The sequence below is a fragment of the Aquimarina acroporae genome (genome assembly GCF_023195925.1).
In the GTDB taxonomy this organism is placed as follows: domain Bacteria; phylum Bacteroidota; class Bacteroidia; order Flavobacteriales; family Flavobacteriaceae; genus Aquimarina; species Aquimarina acroporae.
Genome location: NZ_JALPRE010000012.1, coordinates 221,383 through 240,637, shown reverse-complemented (window position 1 = coordinate 240,637; position 19,255 = coordinate 221,383). Strand labels below are relative to the sequence as shown.

Annotated in this window: 7 protein-coding genes; all 7 read right to left on the bottom strand. The window is 36.2% G+C overall.

The features are described 5' to 3' along the window. Positions 1 to 3,244, bottom strand: a 3,244-nt coding sequence (locus M0D21_RS18345) for a beta strand repeat-containing protein (RefSeq protein ID WP_248332162.1), incomplete at its 3' end; no start/stop codon positions are given. Positions 3,245 to 4,195: 951 nt separating this feature from the next. Further along, complete coding sequence (locus tag M0D21_RS18340; protein ID WP_248332160.1) at positions 4,196 to 4,375, bottom strand: hypothetical protein; 180 nt, start codon at positions 4,373 to 4,375, stop codon at positions 4,196 to 4,198. Between the two features lie 76 nt (positions 4,376 to 4,451). Further along, positions 4,452 to 4,637, bottom strand: coding sequence for a hypothetical protein (locus M0D21_RS18335; RefSeq protein WP_248332157.1), 186 nt, complete (start codon positions 4,635 to 4,637; stop codon positions 4,452 to 4,454). A 1,199-nt stretch (positions 4,638 to 5,836) separates the two neighbouring features. Continuing rightward, positions 5,837 to 7,807 carry an OmpA family protein gene (locus M0D21_RS18330; protein WP_248332155.1) on the bottom strand — a complete coding sequence of 657 codons (1,971 nt, stop codon included), beginning with the start codon at positions 7,805 to 7,807 and terminating at the stop codon, positions 5,837 to 5,839. Positions 7,808 to 7,889: 82 nt separating this feature from the next. Then, positions 7,890 to 8,843 carry a PorP/SprF family type IX secretion system membrane protein gene (locus M0D21_RS18325; protein WP_248332153.1) on the bottom strand — a complete coding sequence of 318 codons (954 nt, stop codon included), beginning with the start codon at positions 8,841 to 8,843 and terminating at the stop codon, positions 7,890 to 7,892. Between the two features lie 63 nt (positions 8,844 to 8,906). Continuing rightward, complete coding sequence (locus M0D21_RS18320; protein WP_248332152.1) at positions 8,907 to 16,865, bottom strand: choice-of-anchor L domain-containing protein; 7,959 nt, start codon at positions 16,863 to 16,865, stop codon at positions 8,907 to 8,909. Between the two features lie 387 nt (positions 16,866 to 17,252). Next, a complete protein-coding gene (locus M0D21_RS18315; RefSeq protein WP_248332151.1) occupies positions 17,253 to 19,223 on the bottom strand; it encodes an OmpA family protein in 1,971 nt (656 codons plus the stop codon). Between the last annotated feature and the right edge of the window lie 32 nt (positions 19,224 to 19,255).

Genomic DNA, 19,255 nt, shown 5'->3' with positions numbered 1-19,255 from the left:
GATTTGTAGTATCGTTAATGGTGATTGTTTGTGTCACATTGATACTATTCCCAGCAGCATCCGTAACACTATAGGTTCTAGTGATCACTTCTGGATTACTGTTTCCATCACTAACATCACTTACAAAGGCTACTGTTGGTGTACCACAGTTGTCTGCCTCATCAGTAACCACAGTGATATCTGGCGCTGGTGCAGCACATTGTGCTGTGATCGGTGATGGGTTGCTTGCTGTAGGATTGGTCGTGTCCTCAACGGTAAGTTCTACGTCATTTGAGGTAATAGCATTACAAAGATATGTTGAACTAGAAACAATCACACGATAACGATTTCCATCAGCGCCTACTGGTGCATTTGTTATTGTTAAAGTCGCAGAGGTTACTGTACTATGAATACCACTATTGGTTAAATCATCCCAAGAACTACCATTAAACAACTGCCATTGATATGTATTAGCGTTAGATGTCGTAACACTAAATGTAGTGCTTGTATCAGGGCATATGGTTGAATTGGTGGGTTGAGTAGTAATGGATGGAGCTGTACCTGGAGTAATCACATTTGAATTTGTTCCCGTATATCCATCGCTTCCTGAAGTTACTACTCCGTTTCCATCTACAGTTAATCCAGAACCAAAAGTACCATTACCTAATAGTCCGTTATTATCATTATCGGTAAATCCTGCTTCGATGACATCATCACATCCATCATTATCACTATCTAATTCTAAAAAATTATCGTCATTATCGGTATCGCTATCGGTTACTGTATAATTTATGGTTCCGCTATTTTCATTACCCACTCCTTGAACAACATCTGGAATACCATCAGTTCCTACTGCTCCTGAAACGACTCCATTTACCTGGGTTTGATTATGCCCTGCTTCTACCGCATCATAAATCCCATCATTATCACTATCTAGATCTAAATGGTTGGGAACTCCATCTTGATCACGATCGAAGGTACTATCTAAATCATCACATATTCCATCGGTATTTCCATCAGTACATGTCGGAGCACTTCCACTCCCATTATTATCGGCATCCTGATAGTTTAATATTCCATCATCATCGGCATCGGCAGAAGGATCTACACCTAGATCATTTTCTAAAGTATCAATTATCCCGTCGTTATCATCATCTAAATCTACTTCATCTGGCACATCATCATTGTCTGTATCTAATGTTCCGATGATCGTTATAATTAAATTTGCTGAATCTGTATTTAGCGCTCCATCCCTCAACGTATAGGGAGTAGAATCTATTAATGTTGCTCCAGCTGCTAGAGCGATTACAGCAGGGTTATTTTGATCTAATACATATGTATATGTCCCGTCTGAATTGATGGTTAAAAAACCATACATCGTGGGAATTGAATTTCCTACATTGGCAGCGACTCCATTTACTTCTGATACTGCAACAACATTCTCTCCTTGCCAAAATATATCTGAAACTCCAGCTATTTGTCCACCAGGATCGGCATCGGTTGCATCTGGACCATAATTATATGAAATCACCAATTGATCAATTGGCGCTTGGAAAGCAACATTAATGTTTCCTGTTGCATCAGCTTCTATTGCTGTCCCCGTCCCGTAATAGGTATCAGATCCTGCATCAACAATTCCTCCAGTTATTATAAAATTATAATTTACCGGTGTTGGAGATCCTCCAGCAAAACCTTGAATGGTAATTTGATCCTGCCAGGCAGTTCCCTGCGAGTAGTCAATATCGGTTACTAAAAAACCAACATTAAAAACCTCTTGATCAAAATCTATAATAAGTTGAGTATCTGATACTGGATTGGTTGCAGGGTCAATATTAAATAACAAATATCCTGTATGTCCTCCATTGGTAAGGTTATTTTGAGAAGTCTGATTAAAAGCATTCCCTGCTCCACTTGGATCTAACGAAGTAAAGTCTAAACTTACCCCATCAATAACCCTCGTTTGCCCTGTAACTGTTGCTCCATTAACAAATTCATTCTCCCATATAAGACGGGATAAAGGTCTATCTAATAAATCTTGTCCACTTACTCCGTCCCCATCAATTACATTACCGGTAGCTGTATTTACTACTCCTACACTTACGCTATTATTATCATCTACCGCTACTGGAGGATCATCTACTCCATTAATCGTAATGGTTAAAATTCCATAATCTATTCGGCCAGTAAGATCTTCAACGGTATATGCTATAATATCATCTAATGAAGTGGTACTTGTGAGACCTGCGACTGCTGGACTGCTAGTATTAACAGTATAAGAATAAGAACCATCAGACTGAATAGTTATTGAACCGTATAACGTTGTATATGTAGAACCCACTGCAGATGGAAATACGTTCACCTCAGAAACTGATAATACTTCTCCTGGGGTACTATCGGTATCATTTGTAAGAATATTCCCAGTAATTGGTGTAACTGCATTTGCAAGTATGGTACCAGTATCATCTACTGCAACTGGTTCATGTCTCCAAACTCGAATAAACGTATTTGCGCTTCCCATCCCTGCATTAGAATCAGTTACGGTAACAGTCATCGTTCTTACTCCCTCTGTATAAGAGTCGTTTAAGTCTCCATAAAAAAGAGTAGCCATAAAACTTTCAAATACACTATTAGGGATAGGTAAACCATTAGCCTCTGTAACCGTAAAATTTGTACCTCCTGTTTGTGTAAATGTTAATACTGTGCTTCCGAAGGTATAATTCACAGCTTTATCGGCTCCATTAAAAAAGAAAAGATCAGTGCCACTAAATGGTGGAATAGCAAAAAGCTCCTGGGGGTCTAACACCCCGCTAATGCTTATGGTGGCACTTACGATATTTCCATCATCCGATGTAACCGACTCGTTTTGGGAAACCCTATATACAAGACCACTTGTGGGTTGTACAAAAAAACTAAAATCATTACCCGTAGTATTTCCATCTAAATCAATAACAGGTGCTGCTCTATTTGCTCTTGCACTTCGAAATTGTACACTAAAGGAATTATCGATAAATAAATCCTCTGGGAAGAAGATAGATTCTCCTCCTGCATCTTCGCGCTCAAATAAATATAAAGACTTTGGATCATCTATGCCTTTTATTTGATTCTTGGTAGTCTGCGCCAAGGAAACCTCGGAATAAAAGAGCGTAGTTAAAAATAAAAAAACTAACAACGAATAACGTATAAAACTTTTATCGTTATTGGTCTTTTTTAATGCTGTAACTTCTGAATTAGATGTATGCGAATTTTCTATTTCTAGATATAACATATTTGCATTTTTAATAAGATGATGTTTTACTTTTTATAATTTGCACTGACGTAATCCTAAAGAGTTAAAGTGATGTGTAAGCTCCTTTTAACTTCAACACTGTTTGGTTTTAAGTGAATGTAATCCCACGAAAAACCGGTGTGGCTGTGATCTGATATTTTTTCATAATCATTTCATACTTCTTTTCTTTGTTGATATGGGGCATATGACCAATTGAAAATATTGAATGGGATGAATTGTTTTGATTTCTATTGAACTGTATTTCGAATAACATTCTATAAGGGGAAAGACAGGATGCTAAGTATTCGCTTTTTACGAAATTTAAAAAGTGTTTTTTGAAACAAAAAGATGGGAAAAGATAAAACAGAATACCAAAATTATAGTAGAAAAACTGGTTTTGGTTGACCAAATATTTTTTAAAAAATCTGTTTTGCACTGTGGACCAGTACATACCTTTTAAAGAAATCCATAGGAGTAAATCTCTGCCTCTAAATTTTGAAGAAGCATAGCATATAAAATTAACCATAGGCAGGTAATTTAGATTGCATTTTGTTTCATTACATACCCATAACTTGGGTATTGCATTTACAACATTTTGACGTGCATTCTTTCTAAATCAATACTACTTGGTTTGTATAACTCTACTAAATTGTTGAAACATTCTACATTTTTAAGGGGTGATTAAACAATCTAGAATGTATTGTACTTACAATTTATATAAGTAGGAATGATAAAGTATACCTGTTGATATTTTTATGTATTTAAATTTAAATATAAATAATTGATAATTTGAGTATTAACACATCAAACTAATTACGGAAATTCCATAACCAATTTTCTGTAAGTAACACTACCATATATGCAATAATATGCATGATTAATATTTGGTAAAAGGTCTTTCTTTAATAGAAAGACCTTTTCACAAAGTGTTATCTTTTGAGCTTATCTTTTCTACCCATCGGTATTGTCATCTTCTGTTACGCAAGTACATTGTCCTGTGAAAATATTAGCTTGTACTGTACCATTACAAGGGTCGCTACAAGAACTCATAATGTAATCACCTCCATGGATGAATTTTTGCGCATTTCGATCTAAAGTTTTTACTCCTGTAAGGTTTAATAAATTTTTCATGATTAATTTTTTTTAAAATAATTATTCTTGAACTTTTAGAGACACTCAAGACTTATGTCTTAGTAATGAATATTGCTTAATAGTCTTGAATTAACGATAATGAGGAAGCTTCAAAAAAGGAATATGCCACATATCCGTATAACACCATTAGAAATACAATAGATACAACTAATGCTAATATCGATTTTGGATTCTGTGCGGGTGTTAAACTTGCAGAAAAATGTTTTGAAACAAACAGAAATGTTGGAAATGTAGATTTCATTTTGGTTAACTTCATTATTATTTAATCGTTATTCAAGTTTCTACTATTGTTGGCTCGCCAAAACTTTTACAATAGTAAAAAGGTTCTTATTTAATTGATATTAAAGATGTTTAGAACTAAATATAAAGGCTAACAAAACGATGATTAGTTGTACATATGTTTTGATCCAAAATTTGAAATATTTATCCTATACTTTTCAATCAAGTTAAATTTATATATAAATGACTGATTATAAATATTTTAAAACATCAAAATAAGTACGGTAAAACCTCAGTAAAAAACATAATTAGTTAAAAATCAAACACTTAAACAACGTATCATTACTTAAAAAAAAGGTGTTTGACCGTTTTTTTAAGAAAAAACACACCAAAAACATGTAAAAACACCTAATATTTACTTATTTAAAAGTGTGCTCACGAAGCTATTAATCGTCAAAAAACGTCGTTTAGTCGATTTTCAACATCAATCCTTGAAAGTTATTATTTTAATTTTTCTGCTAAAAGCAAGGTTCAAAGTTTGTTCTTTATTAGAACGTTATTTTATAAAAAAAAACCAAATGAGTAAATACCTATGGGCTTACTCATTTGGTAACACTTATCAATTATTTATTGAATTAAAATAAACTAAAACTTACCTTTTCAATACTTGATCTTTGTATGCCATTTAAAACTTCTATCGCTCATAAAAAGATAAGTCTTAAAAGCATAACTTATTCATCTTCATAAATCGCTATTCAGGTCTGCTATTGTTGGCTCGCCAAAGTTTAACAATTCACAGATATTATTTTATATCTCTCAAAAATTAAAATCGATTATTAGTACCAATTTCAATTCAAGAAAAAACATATTTTACCATTGTTATCATAACAAACAATATATGTCATGATAATTTGACGATCAAAGAAGTGACGGCTAGTAATAAAGAGATAACATATGGTAATAGGGGTAAGAAGAAAGTTAATCTCTTTATATTTTATAAACCGAAAAACTTATGTTTTTTAGTTTTTACTTATACTATAAAAATATACATAATCTATGGAAAACAGGTACTTTAAAACAATAAAATAATTACGGTAATAAATAATCAAAGTTTTAGATCTTAACTACTCAAGCTATCATTCAATATTCTATTAAAAAGCTAAACCCTTATGGTTTAGCTTTTACAATGTCATGTTATATAGTAGTTATGCTATGTGACTACTATTTTACCAGAATAAATTCACTTCGACGATTGCGTTGATGTTCTTCTTCACTACATTTAGAATTATTATTACATCTATTAATTAACTCAATTTCACCATAGCCGCGTCCAGTAACTCTTGAGGCATCTATTCCTCCTTTTTCAATGATATATTTTACCGTACTTTGCGCTCTTTTCTCACTAAGCTTAAGATTGTAACTATCATTGGCTCGACTATCGGTATGCGAACGAACCTCAATTTTTAGTACTGGGTACTCCTTTAGCGCAGCAATAATCTTTTGAAGTTCAATTTCTGCATCTTTTCTTATGAATGACTCATTTAAGTCAAAATAAATAGTTTCTAATTTTAGTAATTTCGAAAGATCATCTCCTGGCTTAAGACTAACATTCTCCAATCCTCCTGTTCCTAATTGCATTGTTAAATTATGCTCAAATTCAAAAACATTATTGCTAGACAATATTACTTCTGTAGCCGTGTATTTCTCTTTATATGCTCTTAAAGCATACGACCTATCACATTCAATATCAAACCGATACTGACCAGAAGCATCAGTAAGTATTCGTTTCAATTCATTATTTTCTGCATCCATTAAAAGTACCTCAGCATTTACAATTATCTCTCTTGTATTAGCATCGGTTACCACACCTGAGATGTATTGATTACATTCTGTAATTAAGTCTTTTATTTGTTTAAACCTATAAATGTCATCGCTACCTTTTCCTCCTAGTCTATTACTTGCAAAGTAGCCTATTTTAGTGTCTTCATTCAACACAAAACTAAAATCATCTTCTGGACTATTAACAGGTTTCCCTATGTTATAAGGTATTGATAACTCTCCTCGTTCGTTAGGAATAGCTACAAAAACATCTAATCCTCCCAACCCCACATGACCATCGCTAGCAAAATACAACCTTCCTAAATCACTAACATACGGAAACGTTTCACGGCCTTCGGTATTTATTTTATCACCAAGGTTTTTTGGTGTCCCAAAAGTTCCATCTTCATAAACATCTACCACAAACAAATCTGATAATCCTTTACTACCAGGCATATCACTTGCAAAATATAGTTTTTTCCCATCTGCACTCAATGCTGGGTGAGCTACTGAATAATTATTACTATTAAAAGGCAATTCTTCAACATTCGTCCATTTATCACCTTCTAGAGATGCTTTGTACAATTTCAATAAAATAGTTCCCTCTTCATTTGCCTCCAACTTTTTCTTAGTAAAATTGTTCCGAGTAAAATATACCGTTTTACCATCATTACTAAACGATGTAGACGATTCATGAAAACGGGTATTAATTTTACCCTTAAGTCTTTTAGAATCTGAAGATTCCTTTGAGCTTTCTGAAAGATCTGCTACATAGATGTCAAGAAAAGGCATTTCATCCCACTCATGTATAGTCTTAATCATACTACCGGCTTTATTTCTAGCCGAAGCAAATACAAGTTGGCCTTGATGATTAAAACTTGGAGCATGATCAGAAAATTGGGAATTTACATTCATCGTTTCTATCTCATATCTTCCAGATTGCATCTCTATAAATTTCAAATAATCCCTAGTGCTCACGAAATATTCTGCTCGTTTATCTTTCTCATAAATTTTATTGAATTGCTCCATAACACGGTCTGCTTCTTCATATCTTTTAGAGCTTTTCAATGTTTGGGAATAACGAAATAAATATTCAGGATCCACTTGGTTTGGATAATTAGTAGTCAATTTTTCATACCATGATACAGCATCTTCTAATTGCGCATTGAAATAGTACGAATCTCCCAATTTTTTAAACAGATCTAAGGATTCATAACCACTTTCGGCTACCTGAAGATAAATCTTACGTGCGTCTACATAGGCGAAGCGGTTAAAATTCTCGTTTGCTTTTTCTAATCGTTTTTCTTGACCATATCCAAAATCGATACAAATGAGAATTATAAGGATACATATACTATATTTTTTTAATATCATAATCATTTATTTTACGCGAGTTTCTAAATTGAATTGTTAGTTCATACATAAACTTTGAATGTATCAGAAATAAAATCATAGTTTAGAAGAAACGAGGTGTGAGCATTCTGTTATATTTTTTAAACAATTCAAATCTTAACATAACTTCATAACTACCATCATTGAATTGTGACCGTCCTAGCTCTGTAGTCTCTCTGTCATATGCAAATCCAATCATCATAGAGTCTGATATCTGGAAGCCTACCTGCCCTGTTACTGCAGCACTCCAACGATAAGCCACTCCCAGAGTAAGCTTCTGATATAATAAGAAGTTTGCAGAAACATCTACCTGTAAAGGCGCACCAGATACTAATTTGGTAAGTACTGCTGGTTTAAACTTTAAATCGTCTGAAAGATTAAATACATGCCCTGCAATCATATAATAATTAATTCTTTCTTCCGCTAGGAAACTGGTTGATTCGCTTCCACTTATAGTAGTGCTTTCGTCAAAGTGATCAGTCTCTAAAAGGTTGGGAGCACTTAATCCAAAGTAAAATTTGTCGGTATGATAGTAAACTCCTATTCCTACTTGCGGACTAAATTTATTATCGATATTATTTTCGAACAATGCATCATTCTGATTAAATCGGGTAAGCTGTTGAAAATCTACATTCAGTAAATGTGCTCCTCCCTTGATCCCAAGGCTTAGCTTTCCATATTCTGAAGTAGGAATAGTATAAGAAAAATCAATGTCTATATAGGTTTCATTTGTGGGACCTATCTCATCATTTATAACCGATAACCCCAGCCCTACTCTTTCATTCTGTCCCAAAGGCGTATTAAGGGTTAATGTTTGGGTACGAGGGGCTCCTTCCAGGCCTACCCATTGACTGCGATGGAGCCCCATTATACTCATTACTCCTCTGCTTCCAGCATAGGCCGGGTTTACACTTATGGTATTATACATATACTGCGTGTACTGCGCATCTTGCTGAGCTTGAATATTATAAAACCCAAAACTCAAAAGTATCGTAACTATTATTTGCAATTTTTTCATTTTAAATATTTTTAGTTTTTAAATAGTCTTTTTGGCTTTGCCAAGACTTTTAAATTTTGGTTTTTAATTATTGAGATATAAATATCCTGCTCTACTCTTTTGTTCTCCAGATTCTAGATTGTAATAAAGAATATAGTAGTATGTTCCATCGGGTAACTTGTCTTTTTCTTCTATGGTAGTTCTTCCCTTTGATATTCCTCTGAAGAAATTATCATCTCTTCCATAGTTATCAGACTTAAATACCATAACACCCCAACGGTTATATATCTCGAGTGTATTCTGTAATGTTTCTATTCCACTAATTATGAATACATCATTGATTCCATCCCCGTTTGGCGAAAGTGCTGTGTATACGGTAACTCCATCTTCGTCTATATTGGTAGGAGCATTTGGCTCTAAGTAATCCGGAACTCCATTCCCATTTGTATCTACGGCATCATTAGGGTTACCATCTCCATTTAAGTCTGATGATTCATCGATGGTTAATATACCATCACCATCGTCATCATTATCCAAAATATCTGGAATATTATCTCCATCGGTGTCTCGAGGATCACTAGGATTGTCCCCTATTTCAAACTGATTTAATACACCGTCTTGATCACAATCTCCATTTGGAACAGCTCCTGGGTTAGGGTCACAAGGATTTAAAGGATCTGTATTATTTGATTCTTCATCCAAATCCATGACTCCATCTCCATCAGTATCACTTAGATTTATTTCTATCGTCCCGATAGCAGTATTTCCTCCGGGGTCAGTTGCCATAACACTAATGATATCCATATCTTCTAATACTGGGAAACTTCCACTATCTGGCGTTACAATATCTGGGTCTATACTCCAGTTCCCTGAGGCATCTGTAGTAACAGTATATGTAACTTCTGGGGTACCATCGCTATTTTCATCAACAGTAATGGTTAAGGTTTCATTGGCTTCTCCTGTTCCTGTAAGTACAGGTGTAATATCGTTAGTTATGTAATCATCTACTGAGATTGTAACTGTATCGATTGTCACAACCCCTGATCCACTATTTCCTCCTGCATCGGTTGCTACTACATCTAAAGTATCATCATCTACCAATACTGGTAAGGATCCACTATCTGGCGTAGCTATTCCTGTATCTACACTCCAGTTACCTGTAGCATCGGTAGTAACAGTATATGTAACTTCTGGAATACCATCTCCATCTTCATCAACGCTAATGGTCAAAGTCTCATTGGCCTCTCCCATTCCGGTTAATACTGGAGTGATATCATTTGTAGTAAATGTATTAGCAGTTGGAACAACAAGATCAATAGTCACAACTCCTGATCCCCTATTACCCCCTGCATCAGTAGCTACCACATCTAATGTATCATTATCGGCTAACAGCGGTAAGAAACCATTGTCTGGTGTAGCTGTCCCGGTATCTACACTCCAATTACCTATAGCATCAGTAGTAACTGTATAGGTTACCTCTGGAGTACCATCTCCATCTTCATCAACGGTAATTGTTAAGGTCTCATTAGCTTCTCCCATTCCCGTAAGTACTGGAGTAATATCATTAGTAGTAAACGTATCTGCTGTTGGAGCTACTATATCTATAGTCACAACTCCTGATCCACTATTACCCCCTGCATCGGTAGCTACTACATCTAATGTATCATTATCTGACAAAATCGGAATAAAACCAGTGGTTGGAGCAATTATTCCAGTATCTACACTCCAATTACCTACGGCATCAGTAGTAACGGTATAGGTAACTTCTGGAGTACCATCTCCATCTTCATCAACGCTAATGGTCAAAGTCTCATTGGCCTCTCCCGTTCCTGTAAGTACAGGAGTAATATCACTAGTAGAAAAGGTATCTGCAGTTGGAGCCAACAGATCAATAGTCACTACTCCTGAACCACTATTTCCTCCTGCATCGGTAGCCACTACATCTAATGTGTCATTATCTACTAATACTGGTAGTGATCCACTATCCGGTGTTTCGGTTCCAGTATCTACACTCCAATTTCCAAGGGCATCGCTTATAACCGTATATGTCACTTCTGGTAAGCCATTTCCATCTTCATCAACTGAAATTGTTAAGGTCTCATTGGCCTCACTTGTTCCTGTTAACACTGGAGTAATATCATTCGTGGTAAAGGTATCGGCCGTTGGAGCTACTAGATCAATAGTTACAATTCCAGAACCACTATTTCCTCCAGGATCGGTAGCTACTACATCTAATGTATCATTATCTACTAATACTGGTAGTGATCCACTATCCGGTGTTTCGGTTCCAGTATCTACACTCCAATTACCTACGGCATCAGTAGTAACTGTATAGGTAACTTCTGGAGTACCATCTCCATCTTCATCAACGCTAATGGTCAAAGTCTCATTGGCCTCTCCCATTCCGGTGAGTACTGGAGTAATATCATTGGTAGTAAAGGTATCTGCCGTTGGAGCTACTATATCTATAGTTACTACTCCTAATCCACTATTACCTCCTGCATCAATAGCCACTACATCCAAAGTATCATCGTCTGTTAATACCGGTAATGAACCACTATCTGGTGTTGCTGTTCCAGTATCTACGCTCCAATTACCCATAACATCAGCAGTAACGGTATAGGTTACTTCTGGAGTACCATCTCCATTTTCATCAACAGTTATAGTCAAAATCTCATTAGCTTCTCCCATTCCTGTTAATATTGGGGTAATATCGTTAGTTGTAAATGTATCTGTTGTAGGTGCGGTAAGATCTATCGTTACTACTCCTGATCCACTATTACCTCCTGCATCGGTAGCCACTACATCCAAAGTATCATCATCTGTCAATACTGGTAACGAACCACTATCTGGTGTTGCTGTTCCAGTATCTATACTCCAATTGCCTGAAGCATTGGTAGTAACTGTATAGGTTACTTCTGGAGTACCATCTCCATCTTCATCAACTGTGATTGTCAAAGTCTCATTGGCTTCTCCCATTCCAGTAAGTACTGGAGTAATATCATTGGTAGTAAACGTATCTGCTGTTGGAGCTACTATATCTATAGTTACTATTCCTGAACCACTATTTCCTCCTGGATCAGTAGCCACTACATCCAAAGTATCATCATCTATTAATACCGGCAATGAACCACTATCAGGTGTTGCAGATCCTGTATCTACACTCCAATTACCCATAGCATCGGTAGTAACGGTATACGCTACTTCTGGTGTACCATCTCCATCTTCATCAACGGTAATCCTTAAGGTCTCATTAGCTTCTCCCATTCCGGTTAACATTGGGGTAATATCGTTAGTTGTAAAGGTATCTGCTGTTGGCGCAGTAAGATCTATCGTTACTACTCCGGTCAAACTTATATTTCCTGCCGGGTCTGTCGCAATAACATCAAGAGTATCATCATCATTTAATGCTGGTAAAAAGCCACTAATAGGAGCTGTAACACCAACATCTATACTCCACTCTCCAGTTGCATCTGCAGTTACGGTATACGTGGCCTCTGGACTCCCGTCTCCATCTACGTCGACAGTTACTGTAAGTACCTCATTAGGTTCTGCATCACCAGTAAGAATTGGAGTAACATCATTGGTAGTAAAAGTATCTACAAATGGTTCTATAAGATCTATGGTAACTACTCCTATTGGGCTATTATTACCACCCAAATCGGTTGCTACAACATCAATCGTATCATTATCGACCAATGTAAGAGGAAATGTACCGCTATCTGGAGTCAAAGACCCGGTATCTACACTCCAATTACCGCTCCCGTCTGCTGTTATAGAATATGTAGCTTCAGGAATGCCGTCACCATTGGTGTCTGCTGTAATGGTTAAAGCTTCATTTGGTTCTGCTGTTCCTGTTAAAACAGGTGTGATATCATTAGTTGTAAAGGTATCTGCCACTGGAACAAATAAATCAAAAGAGACTACTCCTATTGTGCTACTGTTACCAGCAGGATCTGTGGCTATTACATCAATTGTATCTCCATCTGAAATTCCAGTAGGAAAAGTGCCGCTATCTGGAACCGCCACACCAGTATCCAAGCTCCAATCTCCAGATGCATTTGCTATAACGGTATAGGTAACTTCTGGAGTTCCGTCTCCATCCTCATCTACAGTTATAGATAATACTTCATTAGGTTCTGCACTTCCAGTAAGTACCGGTGTTACATCTCCGGTTACAAATGAATCTGCTGTTGGTGTCAATAAATCAATACTTACGATTCCTGTAGCACTGGTATTTCCTGCCGGATCAGTTGCAACTACATCGATTGTATCGTTATCTACTAAAGTTAGAGGAAATACACCGCTGTCTGGAGTTGCTCCCCCTGTATCTATACTCCAATTACCTGAGGCATCTGCTGTAACCGTGTATGTTGCTTCTGGTGTTCCATCTCCGTTAGTATCGGCAGTAACCGTTAATACTTCGTTTGGTTCTGCTGTCCCTGTTAAAACGGGTGTGGTATCATTTGTAGAAAAAGTATCTGCTACTGGCGCTAATAAATCTATTGTAACTATTCCTATTGCGCTGCTATTATCTGCTAAATCAGTTGCTACAACATCAATGGTATCATTATCTACCAAAGTTAACGGAAATACTCCGCTATCTGGTGTTACCGCACCTGTATCTACACTCCAATCTCCACTTCCATTCGCAGTTACTGTATAAGTAGCTTCTGGAATACCATCACCGGTGGTATCTGCTGTTATTGTTAACACCTCATTTGGCTCCGCAGTTCCTGTTAAGATTGGTGTTGTATCATTTGTTATAAAAGTATCTGCACCTGGTACTATATTATCAAAAGTTAAACTAGCAGAATTTGATGTTGTAGAACTACATACATAAGTATTATCCATTAGAATAACACGATATAGGTTCCCATCATCACCTGCTGTAACTCCTGTTAATGTAAGCACAGCTGTATCACTACCTGTATAAATATCACTTCCATTTGCTGGATCTATATTTACAAAACCTGATCCGCTTCCATCATCGACTTGCCATTGGTATGTATAATAGTTCAAATTAGGTGCTACGGTAAACGTTTCTGTTCCAACACCATTTGCATATTGATTAGTTGGTTGTGTGGTTATTGTAGGTGCACTACCTGCCTGTTGATAATCTGCCAAGGTATTATTGGTTGGTGCAATACCATCAGCATTTGCAGGGGTAATACTATAATCAACTCCCGAACCTGCAGTAGTCACCAATCCTGTCATACTGGTTGTAAGAGAACCATCTACACCATAAACTCCAGTATCTCCACCGTCTGCACTAGCATTCGCGTAGGCTTCATTGGCATCTGAGCAACCATCTGCATCACTATCCAAATTTAGAAAATCGAAACTTCCATCTGCCAAGGTATCGATTGGTGAAAGCCCGGTTCCCGCTGAGGAAGGAATACCATTAGTTGTTGGAGTATTTCCTACTGTTCCGTTTGCCTGACCTGGATTTGTTCCACTAGTAGTGCCTCCAGCTTCGACTACATCATAAATACCATCATTATCAGAATCTAAATCAAACGCATTTGGAACATTATCTCCATCGAAATCAGCAAGGCAATAATTCAAATCATATATTGCTAGAGTAACCGTTGCTCCTGTTGGAGTATTAGTTTCTTTACCTGTAGTGATTACAATTTTGTCTATCGGTTCTGTGAATGTAAATGTTACTTCATTATTTGTAAAGTTTCCAGATCCTGGTCCGGTACTGGTAACTACATTTGGGGCAATTAAGTATACATTTGATGAAAGGTTTGAAAAATTTGAAGAATCTATTGGTAAAGCTTGAGTTCCTCTAAAAGCTTCAAACTTAGCCGCGTCATAAAAAGCGGTTGCTGTTCCATCTAAACCTCCAAGTTTAAAGGTTACATCTGATACTAACTCATTAAAAGTTAATGTATATACCGCAGTATTTGCGCCTGGAAAATTGGTTTGCCTGGGTTGCATATATAGGTAACTTCCTGTTATTCCTCCTGAATTACTTCTTAATTGAATACCATTTGCCCAAACAGCTCCCCCAGTAAGCGCATAAGTAAAGTCAAAGTTAGCGGTTTTATATGGAGCTAAATCGTCAAGAGAAAGGCTTGCAGAAAAATCTGTGTTCTCGGCATATCCTGGAGTATTGATAACTCTATTTGTACCAGGGCAATCTGCTTCCAAATTATCTGTGATTCCATCATTATCATCATCAAGATCAGTCAAATTACCTATTCCATCTCCATCAGTATCTTCATCAACCAAAATAGTAATCGTTGCCATATCACAAGGAGCCGTAAGGCCTGCCTCACAAATTTGATACGTAATTTGATATATTCCTGTTGGGGTACCCGCAGTAACGGTTACTTCTCCATTGGTGGTATTTAATACTACACCAGGATCAGAAGCTGCAGTAATTAAAGTTAAATCCACGTTTCCAGTAGTTGCAGTAACCGCACCAAAAGTATCGTTCGTCAACACATTGGTGATAGCTGTTCCTGCTATTCCCGATATAATTTGTGAAGTATTTGTATCATTGTTTGCATTTATACAAGTACTTGCATCATTACTATCTACAACGGCTGTATTTGTGCCAAGACCATAATTAATTCCTGTTTCAGTAACCAATCCGTTACTATCTACTGTTGCAGGATCTGAAACTCCAAATTGTCCACCATCTCCTCCATCGGCATTGGCATCACTATAAGCTTCATTGGCATCACTACAACCATCGTTATCACTATCTAAATTGAGATAATCAGGAGTACCAGGAGTTGTTTCTGTAGGTGTCAAACCAGTTCCTGCACTGACTGGTATTCCTATAGCACCTGCTGTGGTACCTGGAGCGCCATCTGCTTCGCCATTACTATCTGCATCAGTTCCTCCTGCTTCAACTACATCATAAATACCATCATTATCACTATCTAAATCCAAGTGATCGGATACATTATCACCGTCAAAATCAAAAGCAGGATCCAGGGTATCACATATTCCATTTAAATCAAAGTCTGAACAAACTGGCGGAGTAGCAGTACCATTATTATCTGCATCTTCAAAGTTGAGAATTAAATCTCCATCTGCATCACCAGAAGGATCAACATTCAAAGTATTTTCATCGGTATCTAAAATACCATCGTTATCATCATCGAGATCTGCCTGATCTGAAGAACCATCACCATCTATATCATTTGTACCAATTATTTGATTAATAAAAACAGCAGAATCCAGAGAACGATCCCCGGTATCTGCAATAGCCATTTTAAATCTATAGGTAACTCCGGCAACTAAACCATTTATGGTTCCTGTAAACTGTTTTGTAACTCCATTATATTCTGTAAAAATAGTTGGTGTTCCCGAATTTGTGTTACATGTTCCTGCTGGACCTGGAGGTGTGGCTACATCAAATCCATTATTGATGAATAAAGAGCTTTGCGACAAATCTGTTGGTGAAGGAAAAAAGGGTTCATTACACCCTAAATATCCTCCATTAACTGTATTAACCGATACCGCATTAGAAGTACCTGGTACTGTTGCAATATTCATTGGACTGGGTATTCCAGGGCCCGAAACAAAAAAACCAAAAATATCGTTATAAATAGTACCTACATAATCTGGATATTCATCTGAACCAAATTGATAGGTGATTTGTAGCGCAGTTAAGTTTGGGTCTAAAACCACATCAAAAGAAAATACGACCACATCAAAATTTGCCGTAGGATCAATAGCAACGATTTCTGGATCGTTATAGGTGGTTGAAGGTTGTGGGGTCAAACTAGACTGTAATTCTGTATTTTGTTGGTTTAGAGCCTGAGTTATGCTTCCTGTAGTCATTACAACTCCGGTGTCTATTTCTAAACCAGCACCTACTAGTCCGTTCGAAAATGTTGCTAATTGAGCAGTTCTTACTCCATTTTCTAATGAAGGATTAGATATTGTTATTCCAGGGCCAGAAAGCTCATTAACAATATCAATGTCTGAAGGGTTTCCCACCGACGTTGCCTGAGAAAAAACGCTCGAGGTAATGCAACATAGTAGAAAAAATAAAAACAATTGGGTAGTCTTTTTCATAAGTGATCTTTTATTTATTTTTTGTACTCTGGTGAGAACAAATTTTGGTTTCGTAGGAATAAACTTAACACCAAGATCTATTTTATTGTCTTTATTATCGATAAAACAAAAAAAAGTATCGTTTAAAAGCTTTTTTGCTTAGATAAAAAGTAAATCATCACAATGATCACTTGAAATACAACTATAAAGGTGTCTTACCACGTATGTATATTGGATAGACATAGAAACAATACAGACTCTATATGAAAACTAAAGGGTAAATAAAAAGCTTAAACTGTAAGAGTATTTTGAAACTTTACAGTTTAAGCTAATATGTTTGTATGAATTCAAAACTTAACTGATGAATAAGTTTGAAATCACTTGAAGTTATTTTAAAAATTCTGAGAATTATTCTACGAGGATAAATTCACTTCTACGATTAAGCTGGTGTTCTTCTTCACTACACTTTGAACCATTATGACAGGTATTCATCAATTGACTTTCGCCATACCCTCGACCAGTTACTCTGGAAGCATCGATACCTCCTTTTTCAATGATGTATTTTACCGTACTTCTTGCTCTACGTTCACTTAGAGCCATATTATAATTATCATCGGCTCTACTATCGGTATGGGAACGAACATCAATCTTCAATTCTGGATATTCTTTTAAAGCCGCAATAATTTTCTGCAACTCTACTTCTGCATCAGATCTAATATTAGATTTATCAAAATCGAAATATATGATTTGTAACGCTAACATTTTTGCCAGGTCTTCTCCAGGTTTAGCCTCACCATCTTGCAAACCAGGCTCTCCCAGCTGTAATGCTAAATTATGCTCAAACTCTAAAACCTTATTAGTAGAAAGCAGTACCTCTGTGGGCCCATAACCTGCTTTAACCGCTCGTATTACATAATTAGTATCACATTCTAAATCAAACTTATATACTCCTTTATCATTCGTAGCAGTGCGTTGTAATTCAGTATTGTTTTCATCCATTAAAATTACCTCGGCTTCAGTAATTATATCTTTAGTATTCGCATCGGTTACCTTACCAGTTACATATTGATTACATTCGGTAATAAGCTCTTCTGTTTGCTTAAAACTATAAATATCATCACTTCCTTTTCCTCCTTTTCGATTACTAGCAAAATAACCGATTTTGGTAGATTCGTTCAATACAAAACTAAAATCATCTTCAGAGCCATTAACCGGTCTTCCCACATTATAAGGCCTTGACAGTTCACCAGAATCTTCTGGAACAGAAACAAAAACGTCTAATCCTCCCAAACCAACATGCCCATCGCTCGCAAAGTACAACCTTCCAGAATCACTAACATAGGGAAATGTTTCCCTTCCTTCTGTATTAATGATATCTCCTAAATTCTTTGGAGTTCCAAAAGTACCATCATCATTGATATCTATTACAAATAAATCTGAAAGTCCTTTAGTCCCAGGCATATCACTAGCAAAATAAAGTTGTTTACCATCGGGGCTTAAAGCCGGGTGTGCCACCGAATAATCATTACTATTGAATGGTAATTCTTCTATATTAGTCCATTTACCATCTATAAAGGAAGCTCTGTATAATTTGAGAAGAATAATTCCTTCGCTGTTGGAACCTAAGCGTCTCTTGGTATAATTATTTCTGGTAAAATATACCGTTTTACCATCTTTGCTAAAAGAAGTAGAAGATTCATGAAAACGGGTATTTATTTTACCTTTTATTTTTTTCGGCGTTTGCAGTATTCCATTTTCTTCAATGATATCTGAAGAAAATAAATCCAAAAACGGCATTTCATTCCATTCATGAACTATTTTAGACATTCCATTACCTCCACTAGCAGAAGCAAAAACCAATTGTCCTTGGTGATTAAAACTAGGAGCATAATCTGAATATTTGGTATTAACACTTAAGTCAAGAAGTCTGAATTTGCCCGATTGCATTTCAATGAATTTCAAATAATCTCTTCTATTCATGAAGTATTCGGCTCTTTGATCATTACCTGTTAGCCCATTAAACTTTTCCATAATTTCATCGGCTTCATCATAACGTTCTACGCTTTTAAGACTTTGAGAATATCGAAACAAATATTCTGGCTCTACCTCATCTACATAATTAGAAATCAGTTTTTCATACCAGGGAACGGCATTCTCTAACTCGGCATTGAAATAATATGAATCTCCAATTTTTCTAAATAAATCCATAGATTCATAACCGCTTTCTGCTACTCTTAGGTAAATTTTACGGGCATCGACAAATGCGAACTTCTTAAAATTCTCATCTGCCCTTTCCAGTCGTTTTTCTTGCTGAGCAAACCCCTGGACACATGTCAAAAAGATTAGTAAAAGTAGAAGTTGGTGTTTCGTTGAGTTCATTGTAATATTATTTTAAAATAAGAGCTATAATT